Raw genomic sequence first — 20,577 nt, 5'->3', positions numbered from 1 at the left:
CTAGCAGATTAGTTAGTGAAAGCGAAACATTATCCTTATATTCAATTGCTAAAAACTGGGGAATTGATACAAACAAGTTTTATGATGATGAAAGAATAGAGACCTGTAAAGATGAACACCGTCAATCAAGTTTGGAAAGTTTATTTTTAAGATACCAATGTTTTCGAAGTAATGAAGTTGGTGAAGAAGAAGCTGATGAAAGACAAAAAGTATTATGGAAGATATTAGATCATTATTATGAAAAGATACCTACTGAATTAGAACAAATAGACGAAGATAAGACGTGGAGATTATATCTGTCTAGAATTGATAGAAGAAAGATGGATATTCAAACAGAAAAAACTGAAAAGGGGATACTTATTCATTTTAATCCTGAAATTGATTCAGATTTAGAAAAATATAGGGATGATTCTGTAGCGGAAAACTTGGATGCTATGAAATATACATCATTAAAAATTTGGTCTGACTATAAGTTCAAAAATGATGAAAAATATAAGCAGTATGAGCAATATGAGACAAATCCACAACTAGCTTTACAAGAGGTCAAAGATATTATCGATAGATTAAATCAGATTGAAAAACCTGATTATTTAGAAAACAATTTTTTAGGAGATGGAGGATTTTTTTTATTCAATGCATCTATTCCGGCATTCGCCTGCGCAGTCCTTTTAAGAGATTATATTGATGAATTGAATGAAGATGATAAAACTTTTTGCAAAGATATACTGCTAGAAATAGCATCATCTATATTCAGCCCAAATTATCGCTATCAAATTTCTGATGGTGCACAACAAGCTATTTCATTACTTCCAAAATTATTAGAAATTTTTCCAGAAGAAAGTGAAGGAATAAAACTTATTTTATTTTTTGCCTTATTTAAAGAAGAGCCTGTGGGTGGACAAAGTTTCAATATTTTTTCGATTATAGCCATTCGTCAATTATGGGAAAACGATTTTAAAAATGCACAGTCTTTATTGTTCGGATATTTACTACTAAAGCCAAAATATGAAGAACTCTTTCAAAAAATGAGAAAAGAAAGTTATAAGCAGGGTACACATACTTCAAGTTCTCAAGTAATGGAAAAATTTATTAAAAAAAATGAAAAAGCTCTAAAAAGTATTGTTGAATGCCAACTAGAATTCAATGATTTATTGAATATTGACAAATTGGATTTACATGATTTAAACGTTGTATTTCTATTAATTCCTTTTAATACAAACAATGAGGATCATAAAAAGATTGTTCATTATATTGTTGAGGCTTTTGCTAAAGAACTTCTTTCGGATAGAAGAGATGAAAAAGTTGACTATAGCGTTAAACACAATTTTTTAGAGAAATATGTTTATTTTGTACTCAATTCTTCTACTGATGAAGTCATATCATATTTGCATCCATTTTTAGATGGATTTAATTCATCTGAATCTATGGCAGATTTATTAAATGAGTTTGTAAAAGCAGAAGATGCATTATATACATATGATAATTTTTGGTTGATATGGAATGCTTTTAAAGAAAAGATTATAGAACTCTGTAAAGATGGTGAAGAACGTTGGTATATAGAAAAAATTGTACAAAGTTATCTTTTCGCTCAAGTTAAGTGGAAAGAAACTGCGAAAGATTGGCGTTCATTTAAAGAATCTGATAAAAGATTTTTCCAAGAGATTGCAGAAAAAATTGGGCATTGTCCATCAGTCTTATTTTCTTTGGCTAGATTATTGAAGAATATTGGAAATCAATATTTTGATGATGGCATATATTGGATTTATAATATTTTGGATAAAAATAAAGACTATTCTTCTAAAAAACTTGAGACGAATACTATTTACTATATTGAAAATTTTGTAAGGCTATATATTTTTCAAAATCGTGAAAAAATAAAAAAGACTCCTGCTCTTAAAAGCAAGCTAATGGTTATTTTGGACTTTTTGATTGAAAAAGGTTCGGTTATTGGATATATGTTAAGAGAAAATATTGTTTAAATGATAATGAGATAATTTGAATTTTTACTTAATTTAAGGATATTAGATGAATTTCGAACAATTTGAAAAATATATAAAAAATCATAAGATTTGGTCTATTCCATTAATCATATCATTCATAGTTACGTCTATATATAATTTGCCAGAGGCTTATGAAAAAATAGCTTCTTTCTTTTCAAAGGAATATGATTTAAAAATAGAGTTATTACAGATGGATAAAGATAATATTCATGTTTATACTGCTACGAATCGTCAAGACCCATATATTAGCTCAATCGGATCATGGTATAAATTCAGGTTAACAAATAACGGAAATAAGCCTTTGTCCTTAAACAGCATATTATTCGATGGTACACAAAATATTCCAGCATTTCAAAACTATTATATTGATAAAGATGTAATATATTTATCAAAACTTACAACCTTACCAAAAAGTATAAATATTAATGAATCAATAGATTTATATCTATTTATCCCATTTCAAATAAATAGAGAATTGGGTGAGAAGTTATTTTCATTGTTATATAAAGCAGATAATAAATTGGATACAGGTATAGAACTTTACTTATTTGGTAAGGAACCTGAAATACAAAAACAAACATTACCAATGTATATCAATGGAAAATTCGTAAGAACAATCTCTGTTGAACTTAACGTTACAAATTGGAATGAGTATCCTTTTCCTAGAACTTTATATAGTCAAATGGATAGAATTAACGACATTATGCCTTTTGATTACAACCTGAAGGATGGCTTTATCTATATGGAAAAGAATGAAATATTGTCAAACATAGTAGAACCAACTGACACTGAAATAAATATGAATAGTATTTATAAAAATACAAAACATGATGTTCAAATTGTATTCGAAATGAATAATAATATGAAGTTTAAAATTGATTTATGCGTAGACTCAACAGGATTAGTTTTGATGAATAAAATTTGAGGGTATACTATTGCAAATAGTGGTCAGCTATTCAATCTCAATTTTGGGAGCGTGGGAGCGATTAATGTAGATTATAAATCAGTTTTTGGTACAATTTTATTATGCCCTCAATCGGTTTAGGCTGATCGAGCGGAGCGAGTTGGGGTAAACGTAAATTAGGGTATTGTTCCCTATGCCAGCTCTTATTTAGAGTTAATCACTGCGTAGCGGGGGTCAATTATCCTTCGTTTTCTTGAAAAATAGGTGTCAGCTATTTAATTTTCTTTTGTTCTGTGGCTTCCAATACACTTTTTGCATTCAAACTCGTTACCACTTTTTTACCCGTTTGCGCTTCCAACTCTTGGAGGGCTACTTTGGCAACTTTTCCACCTTGGACTGCTACTTTTTTGCTTTCTTCAAACGTTTCAGGGCTTAGTGCTTGTGAAATATCTTTTGTAGAAGCTTCCGCCAACATGTTTAAAATAAGTTCGGTGTTGGTCATGTTATCCCGTAGGTTCTCTTTTTTTAACCCTTTTAGAATTTTATACTCTTTGGTGGTTTTGTCTGCCCATGTTTTGGTGATAATATCGGTGAGAGTTGCAAACTGCATCCCCTCTCTTATCCCTCTTGATTTCCACTCATCGGTAAGTTCTTTGCGGATTTCGATACTTTTTAGCCGTTGGTTGATCCAATTCTCACTGTATCCTAGCTCTAAATATTGTTTTAATGCTCTATCTATACTTAGCTCAGGGTCTTGTATCTCATCTAAGCGCTCACTAGCGATTTGTGCTAACCAAAGTTTAAAGGGTTCTGCTTTTGGGCTTGGAATAGACTGGATTAGTCTGAAAATTTGTTCGGTATCGGCAACATCGGTGAGTCTCATTTTCCCGTCAGGTGCTTTCATTTTCAAACCGTGACAATTTGTCACGGTTTCATTTCCTTCTGCGTTGAGTCTTTGTTTTAATTTTCTCCAATATGCCGTTGCGTCAACACTTTCAGTAAGTATTTCAATTACATCAACAATAGAGATATACCACTTTTCATTCTCCTCATCCCAGAGGGTACGTACTTTTTTAGTGTCAAAAATTTGAATGGTATCGTGTGTGTTCATCTCTATACCTCACCACAAATTTCAATCTTCATTTTTAATGTTCCTCGTCTGGCGCATATCCGATTTATTTTATCTAAACGCGTTTAAATGGATCGATATATTGGCAATTTGCCATATTTTCAATCTTTATTTTCCCTGTCTTTATCGAAACCTTTTGACATACGCGTGGCAATAGGGTTGTTTAGCATTTTTGACGTAGTAGTCTTGGTGATAGGTTTCGGCAGGATAAAAGGGTGAGCGTGGGAGGAGTTTCGTCGCGACCTTATAACCGTTGGCGTTTAACTCTTGTATCAAAGAACGGACAATTCGGCGCTCTTTTTCATCGCTTACAAATATGGCGGATAGATACTGCTCTCCGATGTCGGGTCCTTGACCATCGTGCTGGGTCGGATCGTGAATCTCGAAAAAAGCTTTTGTCAGGGTTTCATACGAGATAAGGGCGGGATCATAGGTCACTTCGACCGTCTCTAAATGACCCGTTTTATGAGCCACCACTTCTCTGTAGGTAGGGTTTTTAACATGACCTCCCATATATCCTGATTCGACCTTTTTAACCCCTTTTAGCTTTTCGAGATGATATTCAACACCCCAAAAACACCCTCCGGCATAATAGGCTTTTGACAAAGTCGAAGCATGTAGCATCATAGAAGTAAAGAGGAGAAGAACCCATAATGATTTCATTGTATTACTCCCAAAAAAATATATCTATATTATGCACTTATGATACTAGCATCTCGGTAAAATGTCGAATAAAATTTATAGACACGTTGAGGCGTTATCGCTACTACTTCTCCGACTCATTAAAACATGACATGGTTATGTGACGCATAATTCCATGCCAATTCAAATGCAACAAACTGGATAACTAAAATTACCCAAAAAAGGTATCGAAATTTACGCGTTTTATGGCGAAAGACTTTTTGGGCGAAAACAGCGCCCACACTCCCTCCCGCAATGGCTAAAGTCACAAGCGTTTTCTCACTGATCCGTCGTCGATTGGCGCGTGCGAGAAATTTATCAAAGCCGAAAATAGCAAATGTAATCAAATTGAAAAGGATAAAAAGTAGAATAAACGCTTTCATATCTAAGAGTATAGCATAAGAGATATTCAAAGGAAAATGGATCCACTATGGTCACGTATCGGTCATGTATTTCAAAAAAAATATGACCAAAATGACACCAAACCGCAAAACATGTGATATGATTAACCATAAGCATTATAAATAGCACGGAGACAATTCACTTTTTTCTAAAGGAGATGTATGAAGGCTGTCATTATGGCTGGGGGGTTCGGTACGCGGATACAACCGCTTACGAATTCTATCCCTAAACCTATGTTACCAATCATGAACCGTCCCATGATGGAGCATACGATTGTAAGTTTACGCAATTTAGGAATTAAAGAATTTATTATATTACTCTACTTTAAACCCGATGTAATCAAAGAGTATTTTGAGGACGGGAGCAAGTGGGGGATAAAGATCACCTATGTCATTCCCGATGATGACTATGGAACGGCGGGTGCAGTCAAAAAAGCCCAAGAGTACATCGGAGATGAAAACTTTATTATCATCAGCGGTGATTTGGTCACCGATTTTGATTTTCAAGCGATTTTCGACTACCACAAATCCAAAAACTCCAAGCTCACCATCACCCTGACTTCGGTCGAAAACCCTCTCGAATTTGGGGTTGTTATCGCCAATGAAGAGGGGAAAATCGAAAAATTTCTCGAAAAGCCGAGCTGGGGCGAAGTCTTTAGCGATACGATCAATACGGGCATTTATATCATCGAGCCTGAAATCCTGAACTACATTCCGAATAATGAAAATTATGATTTTGCGAAAGACCTTTTTCCGACGTTGATGCGCAAAGGGATCGATCTGATGGCGGGATACGCGCAGGGGTATTGGCGCGATGTCGGGAACCCTGAGAGTTACCGTGATGTGTATGAGGATATTTTGCGGGGAAAAATCAAATTTCAGCTCAGCGGCGAGGCGATCAAATATCCTGATGGGGTACTGATCTGCGAAGAGGACAATATCATCGATGAGAGCGTTGATGTGGTCGGGATCGTTGTGATCGGAAACAATGTTGCGATCAAAAAAGGTGCCAAACTAAACAACGTCGTTATCGGGGATAACGTCATTATCGAGAGTTCCGCGAAAATCTCCAACAGCGTCATCTGGAACAATGTCGAGATCGGCAAAAATGCCCGTTTGGACGGATGCGTTATCTGCAACAACAATCGGATCGGCAAGAACGTCACGGCGAAATCGGGATTGATCTTGGCAGAGGGGTGCGAAATCGGGGAGTTGGTGATCGTCGAAAAAGACGTGACCATCTGGCCGGATAAAGTGATCGAAAATGCCGCAATCGTCAGTCGAAGTGTGATTTTGGGGAGCAAATATAAAAACTCCATTTTTGAAAACGGGCTGGTGATCGGTAAAAGCAATGTGGAGATTTCGTGTGAGATGGCGACCAAACTCGCCGAAGCGTACGGAGCACAGCTGCCGGTCGGTTCTACGATCCTTGTATCACGCGACAGTGCAAAAAGTTCCCGTATGCTCAAGCGGGCATTTTTGGGCGGGTTGCTCTCCTCAGGGGTAGATGTTCTCGATTATGGCGCAATTCCCTCGGCCGTAATGCGGTGCAGTCTCTCTTACCATGATGAGTACAGTGCAGGGATTCACATCAATCAAAAGTTGGATGACCCGACCAGTACCGTCATCACCTTTTTCAATCATGAAGCGCTCCGTATCAATAACGATATGGCGAAAAAGGTCGAGAAAGCGTTTTTCAAAGAGACCTTTCGTCGCGTCGATTATTCTCGAATCGGTCAAATCTACCTCTCCGATCATGCCAAAGAGTATCTCGGATATAAAAAAGGGATGGAAGAGCTGCTCAAATCGCACATGTTCAAGTGTCTAAATTGTCGGGTAGCGGTCGATATGATGCATGGGATGGCGTCGGAAGTCTTTCCCGATATTCTCAACGATATGGGGGTCGATCATATACTTTTCAATGCCCATCCCGACAATCCGCGTCTCGATAATATCAATTCTTTAACCAAAGCTTCTCATGAAGATATGAGTGCGGTGATCAAGGCACTCGATCTGGATGCCGGATTTATGATCTATCCGCACGGACAGCGGTTGGATATATTGTGCGACAAAGGGATTTTACTGAGCAAACAGGCGGCATTGTTTATCGTCTTGACGTTGCTCAATATGGAAGCCAAAAATCACGGGGTAGTGAAGCGGGTATTTCTCCCGACATGGGCGGCCGATTTTGTTCAGTTTGAACATCTGGAGATCGAACGGGGGCAATACGCCAATTTCAAACGGGATAAAATGAAGCAGTACGATTTGGTAACGACTGGGGAGGGGAATTTCGCCTTTACCGAGTTTTCAAGTCATCGCGATTCGATGTATGCGACACTGAAAATTTTGGAGATGATCGTCTACAATCGGGTGAAACTCTCCCAACTCATCGAATCGCTCCCCCGTTTTTACTATCATACGTTTCAAGTCCCTTGTACGCAGGCGAATAAAGGGAAAATGATGCGGATGTTCCTCGAAGATTCGAAGGGTAAAAAATCCTCGACACTCGATGGGGTTAAAATTTGGCTTAAACCGCAGGATTGGGTTCTCATGATCCCCGATCAATACAGCGATAATCTCAACCTCTACATCCAAGCCAAGACGAATGAAGACGGGGAGCGAATCTGCGAAACGTATAAGTCAAAAATCGAGGAATGGATGAGTACCTAATGGAAACAGAGCCCCTTCGCCTCTCGTTTTTCTGGCACATGCATCAGCCCGATTATCGGGGTAGCTGCGGAGTAATGAGGATGCCGTGGGTGTTTATGCACGCCATCAAAGACTATTATGAGATGCCGTGGCTTTTGAGCCGTTACCCAAATATCAAAGCGACGTTTAATCTCACGGCGACTCTCATGGAGCAGTTGGATCTCTATCTCGATCCGCTCAAAAACGACTATTTTCTCTCTCTGTGGATTCAGCACCCCTCAATGCTCAGCGATGAGGAACGTACATGGGTGATCAAGCTGTGCAAATCAAGCCAGTTTGATACGATGGTGCGACCGATCAAACGCTATGCGTTTCTCTATACTCAACATGATTATTCCGATGATGAGTTGACCGATTTGGAGACGTTGTTTATGCTGGCATGGTGCGGGCAGTATCTCCGAAGTGAAAATACCGTCGTCAAAGAGCTCTTGAGCCAAGGGGAGGGGTTCGATCAGGACGATAAAGAGCGTTTGTTACAGACGTTATGCGAGTTTGTCCAAACCATCATCCCTTTGTACGCCTCACTGCAAGAGGAGGGGCGTATTTCGGTTTCGACGACTCCCTATTTTCACCCGATCTTGCCGCTATTGATCGATATGGAAAACGCTGCAATCGCCAATACTCATACCATCCTGCCTCAAAGAACAATCCCTTTAGCAGACGATGCCCATCGGCACATAATGCGCTCCATTGCGCTGTATGAGGAAAAGTTTATGCGTCCTCCGAGCGGTTTTTGGCCTGCGGAGGGGGCGGTTGATCCTAAAAGCGTGGCTCTTTATCGTCAATACGGGATTGAGTGGATCGCTACCGATGAAGCGATACTGTTTCATTCGTTGGGGAGTGAGGAGCGTCATCATCTCTATAAATCGTACGATTATCAGGGGATCACGATCGGATTTCGCGATCATACTTTGAGCGATCTGATCGGATTTACCTATCGGTATAAGGGTGCTGAGGATGCGGCGGAACATTTTCTAAGTTCCCTCAAAAGTATCTATGAGACGCAAAGTGAGCCCACCGTGTTTGTGATAGTCGATGGGGAGAATGCGTGGGAGTTTTATGAGAACAACGGGTTCGATTTTTTTAATGCCCTTTATACAAGGTTGGAGAACACTCCGTGGTGTTCTACCGCGACAATGGATGAGATAGCATCACAGGAACAAACCCCGCTCACAACGCTCCATCCGGGGAGCTGGATTCACGGCACCTTTGATACATGGTCGGGACATCAGCAGAAAAATCAGGCGTGGGAGCTGATCTTTCAGACGAAACGGGATGTGGAACATTTTAGCGGTGAGATCACCGAAGAGGTTGCACGTCATATTGAGGATCACTTTTTGGCGTCTGAGTGCAGTGACTGGTTCTGGTGGTACGGGGATGATCATGTTACCGACTATGCGAGCGAATTTGATACGCTGTTTCGGGCGCATCTGGTGGCGATTTACGATTTGCTGGGGATGGCACCTCCGGCAAGTCTGTTTATCCCGATTGTTGCATTGAATACGAGCGCACCGTTTTGCGTGAAGCCCTCTTCGCCGCTGACTCCCGTGATCGATGGGAAATACACCTCCTTTTTTGAGTGGCTCGGGTCGGGGAGCATGGATGAGAGAAAACTCTACTCGACGATGGATCGCTTACGCGGTCCGATCGATACTCTCTACTATGGGCATGACAAGAGGGCGATTTACGCGGCATTCGATGGGAGATTATCTCAAATACTGCGTCAAGGTTTAAAACTGCTGGTGATTGTCGAAGAGAGCGGGGAACGGATCGAGTATGATTTGGAGCAGCTCACGTGTGCCGAGAGTGATCAAGTGGCGATGGAAGAGCGGATCGAGATCGCCATCTCACGACGCCGTTTCGGTGAGATGAGGCGGTTTCATCTGCGCTTCGAGTTGATCAGCGGTTCTGAAATCCTCCAAACGATGCCCGGAAACGGTGCATTAAGTATCGATTTGAACATACATTACGCCACCAACTGGTTTGTGTAGGAAAAAAGGGGAGAGTATGTCGAAAACAGCGCTTTTATTCGGTATCCACATGCATCAGCCGATCGATAATTTCGGCTGGGTGATCGAGCATGCGATAGAGGTATGTTACAAACCTTTTTTTGAGGTGATGAGCCGCTATCCGACGTTTCGTTTCAGTGTCCATTGCAGCGGATGGCTGATGGAGCAGATCGAAGAACGTGATCCAAAACTCTACAAACAAATCCAAAAACTCTCCAAAGCGGGGAGCATCGAGTTTTTCAGCGCGGGGTATTATGAGCCGATTTTGAGCGTTATCCCCTCTGCGGATCGGGTAGCGCAAATCAACCGACTCAACGACTCGATTGCAAGCAGGTTTAAACAAAATCCCAAAGGATTATGGCTCACCGAGCGGGTATGGGAGTCCTCTTTGATCCCTGATCTGACCAAGAGTGGCATAAAGTATACGGTAATGGATGATTACCATTTCCAGTGCGCGGGGTTTGATGAGGCGATACTGGACGGGTACTATCTCAGTGAAGAGGGGGGAGAACAAATCGGACTCTTTCCGATCAGTAAAAAGCTTCGTTACGCACTGCCGTTTATGAGTGTCGAGAAAGCACTGGGTGCGATTAAAAGCTACACGCGGGAGAAAAACTCTGCCGCTATCATCTTCGATGATGCCGAAAAGTTCGGAATGTGGCCGGGAACCTATGCGTGGGTGTATGAGAAAGGGTGGCTGGAGAAGTTTGTCGAAGCGATTTTGGCGGATGATAAAATCGAGACGCGCCACTTCGGTGAATACTACCGAACCGAAAAACCGCGCGGGATCGCCTATCTCCCGAACGTATCGTACTATGAGATGGGGGAGTGGAGTTTGCGCGCCGATGATGCTCACGCTCTGGAGCTATTCAAACAGGAGATGGGGTTTGATCGGTATGAGCGCGAGGGGGTAAAGTTTCTCAAAGGGGGGATTTGGAAGAATTTTTTTGTCAAATACCCCGAGAGCAACCGCATCCACAAACGGATGCTGGAACTCTCCGCTTTGCGTGAAGAGATGGGGTGCGAGGAGTTTGACAATGCCCTCTATAAACTCCAAACGAACGATTCGCTCTGGCACGGAGTATTCGGCGGTCTCTATCTCCCTAATCTGCGAGATACCTCATACCGCTACCTCATCGAGTGCGAAAATATCCGATACGCTTCAAGAAGCGTTATCGAGTCGTATAACAATGAACTCGACGGGTATGAGAAGATCAAAATCGTAACCCCTGCGCTGATATGGCGATTTGATAGCGCCTACGGTGGACAGCTTGTGGAGTTGGACAGCAGAGATCGATGTTTCAACTACCAAAATACCCTTACCCGTCGAAAAGAGTCCTACCATCAGCGGATTTTAGAACCGATTTGTAATGAGGGGGTATGTGAAGCGGAGACTCCGGCGGAGGAGGGGATCGATACGATCCACACCGCAATGGGACAAATCGATGAGTCTTTGCGCGACGCGATCATCTATGACTGGTATCTCAAAAATTCGTTTATCGACCATATCAGCGACGAGAGTTTCGATCTGAATGGTTTTCGCCACTGCCGTTTCCGTGAATACGGCGATTTTGCCAATCAGCCCTTTGACGTAGAGTTCGATCAGCAAAAAATCATGTTTTCCCGTGAGGGCGGTCTCTACTCTCCCGAAAAATCGGATGCACGACTCGAAAAACGCTACACCCCCCATGAGAATGGAGTCGATTTTGAGATACGATTTTCGTGTGATCGCGAGGGGAGACTTGTGTATGTGATGGAACACAATTTCCATTTTTCGTGTCCCGATACCCTGCTTATCAATGGAATCGTGGCAGACGATGAGATGGAATGGCTCTCGTGCGATAAGGTGGAGTTGTATGACACGATTTTAGGTAAAATGGTGACGATCAAGCTGGATACGCGCTGCGATGTCCGCTGTTTTAAGCTCAAAACTCTTTCTCAAAGCGAGCAGGGGTTTGATTTGACGACGCAAGGGGTGAGTGTGGCGATAGGTGTCGGTTTTGAGAGATTATTCACCTTTAGCGGATCGTTGGAGATAACGGATGTCTGAAATACGGTACGATCGGCTGCATGATCTGCACGTCATCATTGCCCCTGAGCGGCTTCGTCATCCCGATGAGGTGGAGTCGTTGGAGAAGATCGTGCCCGAACCTTATCCGAGTGAACCGTGCCCGTTTTGCGAGGGGAATGAGGCTTTAACGCCCCGTGAGATTTATGCGCTCCGTGATGAGGGGAGCATTATCAATGAATCAGGATGGCAAACCCGAGTCGTCCCCAACCTCTTTAAAGCGGTGCAGATCGAAACGCCCCCGAATCACCATTTCGGATTGTTTGAATACCGTGAGGGGTTCGGCGCGCATGAGGTGATAATCGATACCCCGAGACATACTACCTCGATGTGTGAATGGGGTGTGCAGGATGCGATCATGTGGTTCACAACACTTGCCCAGCGGGTTGGGGATTTGCGGCGCGATCACCGTATCACCCATATCTCGCTTTTTAAAAACGAGGGGAAAAATGCGGGCTCATCGATGAGCCATTGTCATACCCAACTCATCGCATTGCCGTTGGTTCCAAAATCACATAGCGAACTCTATCGCCGCGCTTATGAGTATTACCAAGGCAATGCCCATCCTCTGATGGAATCCATTGTATCGCAAGAAGAGCAGATGCAAAGCCGCATTATCGAGAAAGCGGGGGGATTTACCTCATTTTGCCCCTATGCGAGCGGCTATCCGTTTGAGGTGATGATCTCTTCGGCATATGAGCGAGGTCATATCGATACCCTCAAGGCGGAACAGATAGAGACTATTTCGACGTTGCTCGTCTCCACGTTGCAGAAGCTGAAGCGGCAATTAGGGGTATTTCATTTCAATCTATCCGTCTCTACCCCTCCGCTGATCGATTACGCGGGGGAAGACCTATCCGAGCTGTGTCGCTTTACGATCCGCATTATGCCCCGTCTGTATCGTCACGGCGGATTTGAAAATACGAGCGGCATCCTTATCAACCCCGTCACACCGGAACTGGCGGCGAAACTATTACGGGAGAGCAACCATGAATAAAAAGTCTCTGTTGTTCGCATCGAGCGAAGTGTACCCTTTTGTCAAAACCGGCGGGTTGGCGGATGTCTCTCATTCGCTCCCCAGAGCACTTCGAGAGAGTTACGATGTGACCGTCGTGCTCCCGTTATACCGTCTCATCGATCGTAAACGTTTCAATATCGCCCGCCTCGAATCGTTTGAGATAACGATGGGAGAGAATGTCTATCCTGTCGAACTCCACGGAACGACGCTTGATGGGATGGAGTACCGCTTTGTGTATGCGCCGTTATTGTGCGATCGGGAGTTTCTCTACGGGAGCGCTGAGTGCGGATATGAGGATAATGCGGAGCGCTTTGCCCTCTATTCCTATGTGTTGCGCGAAATGGTGCGTCGTGAACCGTATGCATTGTTGCACCTCAACGATTGGCAGTGTGCGTTGGCGGCACTGTTCATCAAAGAAGATACCGCTATCAAGGCTAAAACCCTCTACACTATCCACAATCTCGCCTATCAAGGGGTATTTGAGTCCTCTATTCTCCCTCGCATCGGGATCGATGAGCGCTATTTCACGATGGAAGCGTTGGAGTTTTACAATCAGGTGAACTATATGAAAGCGGGGATCGCCTATGCGGATGTGATAACGACCGTCAGTCCCACCTATGCCAAAGAGATTTTAACCCCAGAATTCGGGTGCGGTTTGGAGGGGTTCTTGCAGTTTCACAAACGCAAACTGCACGGAATCCTCAACGGGATCGATACGGATCATTTTTCTCCCGCTACCGATGCGGCATTGATAGAGTGCTATACGAGCGCCAAAGGAAAAAAAGCCTCTAAAAGTGATCTCCTCAAACAGTTGGGGCTCAAAGGTGTAACGAAACCTCTCTTTGTCTTTATCGGTCGCCTCGCCCACCAAAAGGGGATAGATCTATTGATCGAGACTCTTCCGAAAATGGCGGAGTTGGAGTGCACTATCGCAGTGCTCGGCGAGGGGGGTGGAGCCTATGGTGATGCGTTAAACGCGATAGCTGAGCGTTATGCCAATGTATCGGTGACGTCGGGGTATGATGAAGCATTATCACACCGGATGTATGCGGCGGCGGACTTTTTGGTGATGCCATCGCTTTTCGAGCCGTGTGGGTTGAATCAGATGATTGCGTTCGCGTATGGGGCAATCCCTATCGTGAATCGTGTCGGGGGATTGGCGGATACGGTGAAAAAGCTCGAATCGTTTGAGGAAGAAAGCGCATCGGGATTCGGGATACTCCTCACATCTGCTACTTCGCGTGCACTTTTATCTGCTGTTAAAAAAGGGTGTGAACTCTATGGCGATAAAAAGCGTTTTGAGATGATCGTCAATCACAATATGAGATGCGATTACTCATGGTCGAAGAGTGCGCAAGAGTACCTAAAACTCTACCAAAGAGTTCTCAAATGAAAAAGCTCTTTATCGATATAGGCGGTACCCATCTGCGCAGTGAAGTGCGAGATGGAGATACCATCATCCGTGAAACCCTCTCCAGTACTGAAACAGGGCTGTTGGAATATATCGATAGAGTGATAGAACATCATCCCCGCATCGATTTTATCGGGATTGCGTATGCGGGGCAGGTGGAAAATGGGGAAATTCTCTCCGCTCCCAATATTCATATTGACACCTATAAAATTGCTCACGAGGTGGAGAGACGCTACGGTATCCCCCTTGGAATCGATAACGATCTCAACTGTGCGGTGCGCGCCGAAGCGGCGTATTGGAAATCGCAGAGTATCGCCGCACTCTACGTCGGTACGGGGCTTGGGGCGGCAGTGATCGATCAGGGACGAATTGTGAGAGGATCGCATAATATGGCGTTCGAGATCGGGCACATTCCCTATAAATCCTCTCCGCTGGTATGCGGATGCGGACGGAGCAACTGTTTGGAACTCTACGCTTCGGGATCGGGGATCGCCAAATGGCTTACCCATTACGAGATGGAAGAAACGGCCATTTTATCAGAGCTCCAAGGCTCTTTGATAGCGGAGGAGTTCGAAGAGGCTTTGCTTCATGCCGCAGGGGTGTTGGTGACATTGGGCAATCCTGAAATCTTGGTGCTAGGCGGTGGGGTAATCGAGCAGAACCCCTATTTGGCTACACTGTTACGAGAAAAACTACACTACTATGCACTTTTTCCCGCATTGCAAAATATGCGTCTCGAAATCAGCGCATTACAAAATGCCCCGCTAGAGGGGGCAAAACTATTGGAGAACTCTCATGGATAAGCTGCGTATTTTATTTGCCGCATCGGAGATCGTCCCCTTCGCCAAAAGCGGCGGGTTGGCGGATGTCGCCGGAGCATTGCCCAAAGCGCTTAAAGCTCTGGGGCACGATATACGTCTGGTAATGCCTCGATACTACGTCGTGGATCGCGAGAAATTTGGTCTCAAACTCATGGAGGGAGGTCTCGGTGTCCCGATGGGTGCTATGGGGGAGATATGGGCAGGTGTTTATGAGGGGCTCCTCCCCGGAACGGAAATTCCCGTTTACTTTATCGATCATGAGGGGTATTTCGGACGGGGCGGATTGTATGAGGAGGGGGGATACAGCTATCTCGATAACGATAACCGCTTTATCTTTTTCTCCCGTGCTGTGATGCAGCTCGCCAAAAAACTCCGATTTCATCCCGATGTGATCCATGCCAACGACTGGCATACCGCCGCAATCCCTATGATGCTCAATACCCACTATGCGTATGATGGCGATTTCGCCTACAGCGGATCACTCCTCACGATCCATAACCTCCAACATCAGGGTCGATACTACAAGGGAGCTATGGATGTCCTCGACATCGGATGGGAGCATTTTAACGCCAATGAGATCGAAGAGTATGACGGGATAAATCTCCTCAAAGGGGGGATCGTCCATGCCGATGCGATCAGTACGGTGAGCCGCCGCTACGCCCAAGAGATTCGGAGCGCTGAGTTTGGATGGGGGCTTGAAGCTCTTATCAATAATAATTCATTTAAGCTCCATGGTATCCTCAATGGGGTCGATTATGAGGAGTGGAACCCCGCGCTCGATCCGTTTATTGCCGAAACGTTTGATCGGGGGGATATGAGCGGGAAACAGATATGTAAAAGAGCACTCCAACACACGTTCGGACTCCCGCATCGTGATGATGTTCCGTTGATCGGTTTGGTCGGACGATTGGTCGAGCAAAAAGGGATCGAGTTGATCGTCCACGCCATCCACGCCCTGATGCACATGGAGATACAGATTGTCCTCCTCGGAGCGGGAGAGTTGTGGGCGGAACATTTTTTCAGCGATATTGCCGGACGCTATCCTCACAAATTCGGCTGCTATATCGGGTATCGAAACGATCTGGCACACCAAATCGAAGCGGGGAGCGATCTGTTTTTGATGCCTTCGCTGTTTGAGCCGTGCGGGTTGAACCAAATCTATTCGCTCCGCTACGGGACGCTTCCGATTGTCCGAGCAACGGGCGGGTTGGACGATACGATTGAGAATTACCAAAACAATGCCAAAGACGGGACGGGGTTTAAATTTTACGATGCGACCCCCGATGCGCTGATCAATACGGTCGGTTGGGCGGTCTATACGTGGTACAACGAGAGAGAAGGGTTTGAACAAATGCAGCGAAACGCGATGGAGAGACGATTTGACTGGCATCATGCCGCCAAAGAGTATGAGGCGCTTTATTATCGGATCAAAGCGGGGAGAAGAGGCGCATGAGAATTATCCAACACCACCCGCTAAGCTATGATGTTTCGTTATTGAGCGAACTCGATATTTATCTGTTTAAACAAGGGACCCATACCAAGCTATACAACAAGCTCGGTTCCCATCCGATGAGTCATAACGGCAAAGAGGGGGTCTATTTCTCGGTATGGGCACCCAATGCGGCGTACGTGAGTGTCCGAGGCGATTTCAACGATTATCACACCGAATCGCATCCGCTGAGATTGCGAGGGGATGACTCGGGGATATGGGAAGGGTTTATCGAAGGGGTAGAGCAGGGGCTCACCTATAAATACCACATCGCCTCCAAATTTCACAATATCGTCCATGACAAAAGCGATCCGTTTGGCTTTTACGCCGAGATGCCTCCGAAATCGGCATCGCGTGTGTGGAGTCTGGAAAACTATGGATGGGATGATGCACAGTGGATGTCATCACGCTATAAGCGGAATGCTCATGATGCCCCTATCAGCGTCTATGAGATGCATGTAGGCTCTTGGAGACGCAAGGTTGAAGAGGAGAACCGCTTTCTCACCTACCGTGAACTAGCCGTGGAATTGGTCGCATATCTAAAAGAGATGAATTATACCCATGTCGAGTTTATGCCTCTCACCGAGTATCCGTTTTTCGGTTCATGGGGGTATCAGGTGGTGGGCTATTTCGCCGCCACGGCACGATTCGGAACGCCTCAGGATTTGATGCATCTGATCGATACGCTCCATCAAAACGGAATCGGGGTCATCATGGACTGGGTACCGTCACATTTTGCGGTCGATATGCACGGTCTGATTAACTTCGACGGAACGGCGCTCTATGAGCATGAAGATCCGCGTCAGGGGTTCCATCCCGAGTGGGGCAGCATTATTTTCAACTACGGACGCAACGAAGTGCAGTCATTTTTGATCAGCTCGGCGATGTTTTGGCTGGATTATTACCATATCGACGGTATCCGAGTCGATGCGGTTGCTTCGATGTTATACCTCAACTATGCCCGTAAAGAGGGGGAATGGGTTCCCAACAAATACGGCGGAGATATTAATCTCGAAGCGGTAGAATTTTTGAAAAAACTCAATATCGCTCTCTATGGAGAGTGTTCCGATATTCTGATGATCGCCGAAGAGTCAACCGCCTATCCGATGGTAACCCGTCCGGTAGACGTCGGTGGACTGGGATTCGGCTTCAAATGGAACATGGGATGGATGCACGATAGCCTCAAATACATGAGCCGTGACCCTATCTACCGTCAGCATCACCACCATCAGCTCACGTTTAGTATGTGGTACGGATTTGATGAGAACTTTATGCTCCCGCTGAGTCACGATGAGGTCGTTCACATGAAGGGCTCTTTGATCAACAAAATGCCCGGTGATGTGAATCAAAAATTTGCTCATCTCAGAGCTTTGTACGCCTATATGATGGCGCATCCGGGGAAGAAACTTCTCTTTATGGGGGGCGAGATAGCTCAGTTTGCGGAGTGGAGTTTTGAACGCTCTCTCGATTGGCATTTGCTCGATTTTCCGCTTCATCGCGGTATCCAAAAGATGCTCTCGGATCTAAACGGACTTTATGCGCAGGAGCGTGCCTTGCATCAGTACGATGAGAAGCGCGAAGGGTTCGAGTGGATCGATGATCGCGATAGCGGACATAATTGCATCAGTTTTATCCGCAAAAGCGACATCTCGAGTGAAAATATCTACGTGGTGTGCAATTTCTCTGATGAGACGCGAGAAAACTTCCCATTAGGCGTTCCTTATGAAGGAGAATACACCGAGATATTCAACTCGCAGTCTCATTATTATGAGGGGTGGAAAATCGGTAATATAGCCTCCCTTCACACTCAAAAATCTCCCATGCACTCCCATCCCTATTCGCTTACCCTGACATTGCCGCCGTTGGGTGTGTTGTATCTCAAACAAATCATTAAGGATTAGTAGGTAGAATATTGAAAGATATGCAAAAAGTGAGGTCGCTATGATTTTGCACGACTATGAGTTTGACTCGAAATACACAAAAAGCGTCGCCTATTTTTCAATGGAATTTGCTATCCATCAAGGGCTTAAAATATATTCCGGCGGGTTGGGATTTTTGTCCGGTTCACACATGCGCAGTGCGTATGATCTTCATCAAAATATTGTCGGTGTCGGTATTTTGTGGAGTTTCGGTTATTATGATCAAACGCGCAGTCCGGATCGAACGCTCAAAGCTGAATTCGTCCGTAAACACTACTATTTTCTCAAAGATTTAGGGATTCAGGCGAAAGTGAGTATCCATTCTCAGGATGTTTATATTAAAGCATTTTATCTCTCACCTGATATTTTCGGTTCAGCTCCGTTGATTCTCCTCTCAACCGATATTCCCGAAAACGATTTTTTAGCTCGTACGATTACCCATAAGCTCTACGATGCGAATGAAGAGACCCGAATCTCCCAAGAGATTGTTTTGGGGATCGGCGGAGTCAAGGTTCTTGAAGCACTGAAGCAATCCATCGAAATATATCATATGAATGAGGGGCACGCATTGCCGCTCGTTTTTGAACTTTATGATAAATACCGTAATATGGATGAAGTAAAAAAACGGGTTGTCTTTACCACCCACACCCCTGAAGATGCAGGTAATGAACAGCATAACATTGAGTTGCTCCATAAATTCGGTTTCTTTAACGGTTTGCAGTTAGAGACAGTTCGTTCCATTATGAAGATGGAAAATGAGCAGAATTTCAACCTTACGGTGGGGGCATTGCGTTCCGCAAAACTTACCAACGGTGTCTCCAAATTTCATGGAGAGGTAGCGAACCGTATGTGGAAAGATTGCGAGGGGCGTTCCGAAATCATTTATGTTACCAATGCCCAAAACCGCCGTTTCTGGACCGATAAAGATTTGCTCGCTGCGTTGGATGATCACGAAGATTATCAGATCATTAGCCGTAAAAAACATCTCAAACGGGAGTTGTTTGCTATCGTAGCCGATCAGACCGGAAAGGTCTTTAATCCTGATATTCTGACGATTGTATGGGCTCGCCGATTTGCAGAATACAAACGTCCGGGGCTTATCAAGCACGATTTTGCCCGATTTAAAAAGCTTCTTGAGCGTACCGTACAACCCATTCAGATTATTTGGGCGGGTAAACCTTATCCGTTTGATACCAATGCGATCAATGTTTTCAATGAGCTGATTCATATCAGCCATGATTATCCTAATATGGCGGTTTTGGTCGGATATGAGCTGGATCTCTCTCGAATGCTCAAAAAAGGGTCTGATTTGTGGCTCAATACCCCGCGTGTTTCGAGAGAAGCGAGTGGAACGAGCGGTATGACGGCGAGTATGAACGGCTCAATTCATTTTTCGACTGATGATGGATGGCATCCAGAATTTGCGAAACACACCATTAACTCTTTCACCATTCCACCTATTGATCATAGTCAGCCGATAGAGCTTCAGGACGCTGAAGACAATAAAAATATGATGGATATGCTCGAAAACGAGATTATCCCGATGTATTATGATAAACAAGAGCAGTGGACACAGATGATGAAAAATGCGATGTCGCATGTTATCCCTGCGTTTGATTCTGGGCGTATGGTGCATGAGTATTACACTAAGATGTATAACACCTGAGAAGCATTTATTGCGAAAAAATTAGTACGCTATACGCTCCGATCGAAATCGAAGCATAATAGGGGAGTGAGTCGCAGTCTCCTCGGTCGGTGAGGATGTCGGTACTTAGATAGTTGCCAAAATCGTCATTGTACCCTTCCCAATCACTATTGAAACGGAGCTTCCATGCTCCCTCACTCGGAAAACCGATAACGTAGTCTTCTTGTGCCTCATGCGAGAAATTTGCAACGATCACAACATCATCCGCAACGCCCCCCTTGTCCCATCGATGATATGCAATCACTTTGTGTTCATTATTCAGATGGTACACCTGAGTAAACTGCCCGCATAAACCGCGTGTGAAACCCTCACG

15 protein-coding genes are annotated in these 20,577 nt (G+C 44.4%); 11 read left to right on the top strand and 4 right to left on the bottom strand.

Annotated elements, in window-relative coordinates; genetic code table 11:
* Together VFW36_RS04645 and VFW36_RS04640 are read left to right on the top strand one after the other, a co-directional pair.
* The coding region (locus VFW36_RS04645; RefSeq protein WP_329657646.1) for a hypothetical protein at positions 1 to 1,979 on the top strand (1,979 nt) is incomplete at its 5' end.
* 46 nt (positions 1,980 to 2,025) lie between these two features.
* Positions 2,026 to 2,925, top strand: coding sequence for a hypothetical protein (locus VFW36_RS04640; RefSeq protein ID WP_329657645.1), 900 nt, complete (start codon positions 2,026 to 2,028; stop codon positions 2,923 to 2,925).
* 250 nt (positions 2,926 to 3,175) lie between these two features.
* Here the strand turns inward: VFW36_RS04640 and VFW36_RS04635 are convergent, their stop codons facing one another.
* The 3 genes from VFW36_RS04635 to VFW36_RS04625 all read right to left on the bottom strand — a co-directional run bounded on the left by VFW36_RS04635 (position 3,176) and on the right by VFW36_RS04625 (position 5,097).
* Positions 3,176 to 4,015 (bottom strand): BRO family protein, encoded by an 840-nt coding sequence (locus tag VFW36_RS04635; protein ID WP_329657644.1) that lies wholly within the window; start codon positions 4,013 to 4,015, stop codon positions 3,176 to 3,178.
* Positions 4,016 to 4,156: 141 nt separating this feature from the next.
* Positions 4,157 to 4,696, bottom strand: coding sequence for a peptide-methionine (S)-S-oxide reductase MsrA (gene msrA / locus VFW36_RS04630; protein ID WP_329657643.1), 540 nt, complete (start codon positions 4,694 to 4,696; stop codon positions 4,157 to 4,159).
* A gap of 119 nt (positions 4,697 to 4,815) precedes the next feature.
* Positions 4,816 to 5,097 (bottom strand): DUF1294 domain-containing protein, encoded by a 282-nt coding sequence (locus tag VFW36_RS04625; protein WP_329657642.1) that lies wholly within the window; start codon positions 5,095 to 5,097, stop codon positions 4,816 to 4,818.
* Between the two features lie 180 nt (positions 5,098 to 5,277).
* Between VFW36_RS04625 and VFW36_RS04620 the strand changes: the two genes are divergently transcribed.
* The 9 genes from VFW36_RS04620 to glgP are packed head-to-tail and all read left to right on the top strand — an operon-like array spanning position 5,278 to position 20,225.
* Positions 5,278 to 7,785: a sugar phosphate nucleotidyltransferase gene (locus VFW36_RS04620; RefSeq protein WP_329657641.1), complete on the top strand. Its 2,508-nt coding sequence runs from the start codon at positions 5,278 to 5,280 to the stop codon at positions 7,783 to 7,785.
* Positions 7,785 to 9,815 (top strand): glycoside hydrolase family 57 protein, encoded by a 2,031-nt coding sequence (locus VFW36_RS04615; RefSeq protein WP_329657640.1) that lies wholly within the window; start codon positions 7,785 to 7,787, stop codon positions 9,813 to 9,815. Before VFW36_RS04620 ends, VFW36_RS04615 begins: the two co-directional genes overlap by 1 nt.
* 16 nt (positions 9,816 to 9,831) lie before the next feature.
* Positions 9,832 to 11,883: an alpha-amylase/4-alpha-glucanotransferase domain-containing protein gene (locus VFW36_RS04610; protein WP_329657639.1), complete on the top strand. Its 2,052-nt coding sequence runs from the start codon at positions 9,832 to 9,834 to the stop codon at positions 11,881 to 11,883.
* On the top strand, positions 11,876 to 12,898 hold the full coding sequence (locus VFW36_RS04605; protein ID WP_329657638.1) for a UTP--glucose-1-phosphate uridylyltransferase: 1,023 nt from the start codon (positions 11,876 to 11,878) through the stop codon (positions 12,896 to 12,898). The genes VFW36_RS04610 and VFW36_RS04605 overlap by 8 nt, the downstream gene beginning before the upstream one ends.
* Positions 12,891 to 14,312, top strand: coding sequence for a glycogen/starch synthase (locus VFW36_RS04600; RefSeq protein ID WP_329657637.1), 1,422 nt, complete (start codon positions 12,891 to 12,893; stop codon positions 14,310 to 14,312). Before VFW36_RS04605 ends, VFW36_RS04600 begins: the two co-directional genes overlap by 8 nt.
* The gene (locus tag VFW36_RS04595; protein ID WP_329657636.1) at positions 14,309 to 15,133 is read left to right on the top strand and encodes an ROK family protein; all 825 of its coding nucleotides are present in this window, start codon (positions 14,309 to 14,311) and stop codon (positions 15,131 to 15,133) included. The genes VFW36_RS04600 and VFW36_RS04595 overlap by 4 nt, the downstream gene beginning before the upstream one ends.
* Complete coding sequence (gene glgA / locus VFW36_RS04590) at positions 15,126 to 16,604, top strand: glycogen synthase GlgA (RefSeq protein ID WP_329657635.1); 1,479 nt, start codon at positions 15,126 to 15,128, stop codon at positions 16,602 to 16,604. The genes VFW36_RS04595 and glgA overlap by 8 nt, the downstream gene beginning before the upstream one ends.
* Complete coding sequence (gene glgB / locus VFW36_RS04585; protein WP_329657634.1) at positions 16,601 to 18,541, top strand: 1,4-alpha-glucan branching protein GlgB; 1,941 nt, start codon at positions 16,601 to 16,603, stop codon at positions 18,539 to 18,541. The genes glgA and glgB overlap by 4 nt, the downstream gene beginning before the upstream one ends.
* Positions 18,542 to 18,581: 40 nt before the next feature.
* On the top strand, positions 18,582 to 20,225 hold the full coding sequence (gene glgP / locus VFW36_RS04580; RefSeq protein ID WP_329657633.1) for an alpha-glucan family phosphorylase: 1,644 nt from the start codon (positions 18,582 to 18,584) through the stop codon (positions 20,223 to 20,225).
* A 7-nt stretch (positions 20,226 to 20,232) separates the two neighbouring features.
* Here glgP and VFW36_RS04575 read toward each other — a convergent pair.
* Positions 20,233 to 20,577 (bottom strand): alpha amylase C-terminal domain-containing protein (locus tag VFW36_RS04575; RefSeq protein WP_329657632.1); only part of this gene is annotated, 345 nt, incomplete at its 5' end.

The organism is Sulfuricurvum sp. (assembly GCF_036279695.1).
Taxonomy (GTDB): domain Bacteria; phylum Campylobacterota; class Campylobacteria; order Campylobacterales; family Sulfurimonadaceae; genus Sulfuricurvum.
Note: the sequence above shows the minus strand (reverse complement) of the source record. Positions and strands in the feature narration are given on the sequence as shown.

Bases quoted from the DNA above. Each gene is read 5' to 3' on its own strand.
- VFW36_RS04640 (WP_329657645.1), top strand. From the start codon at position 2,026: ATGAATTTCGAACAATTTGAAAAATATATAAAAAATCATAAGATTTGG.
- VFW36_RS04635 (WP_329657644.1), bottom strand. From the start codon at position 4,015: ATGAACACACACGATACCATTCAAATTTTTGACACTAAAAAAGTACGT.
- msrA (WP_329657643.1), bottom strand. From the start codon at position 4,696: ATGAAATCATTATGGGTTCTTCTCCTCTTTACTTCTATGATGCTACAT.
- VFW36_RS04625 (WP_329657642.1), bottom strand. From the start codon at position 5,097: ATGAAAGCGTTTATTCTACTTTTTATCCTTTTCAATTTGATTACATTT.
- VFW36_RS04620 (WP_329657641.1), top strand. From the start codon at position 5,278: ATGAAGGCTGTCATTATGGCTGGGGGGTTCGGTACGCGGATACAACCG.
- VFW36_RS04615 (WP_329657640.1), top strand. From the start codon at position 7,785: ATGGAAACAGAGCCCCTTCGCCTCTCGTTTTTCTGGCACATGCATCAG.
- VFW36_RS04610 (WP_329657639.1), top strand. From the start codon at position 9,832: ATGTCGAAAACAGCGCTTTTATTCGGTATCCACATGCATCAGCCGATC.
- VFW36_RS04605 (WP_329657638.1), top strand. From the start codon at position 11,876: ATGTCTGAAATACGGTACGATCGGCTGCATGATCTGCACGTCATCATT.
- VFW36_RS04600 (WP_329657637.1), top strand. From the start codon at position 12,891: ATGAATAAAAAGTCTCTGTTGTTCGCATCGAGCGAAGTGTACCCTTTT.
- VFW36_RS04595 (WP_329657636.1), top strand. From the start codon at position 14,309: ATGAAAAAGCTCTTTATCGATATAGGCGGTACCCATCTGCGCAGTGAA.
- glgA (WP_329657635.1), top strand. From the start codon at position 15,126: ATGGATAAGCTGCGTATTTTATTTGCCGCATCGGAGATCGTCCCCTTC.
- glgB (WP_329657634.1), top strand. From the start codon at position 16,601: ATGAGAATTATCCAACACCACCCGCTAAGCTATGATGTTTCGTTATTG.
- glgP (WP_329657633.1), top strand. From the start codon at position 18,582: ATGATTTTGCACGACTATGAGTTTGACTCGAAATACACAAAAAGCGTC.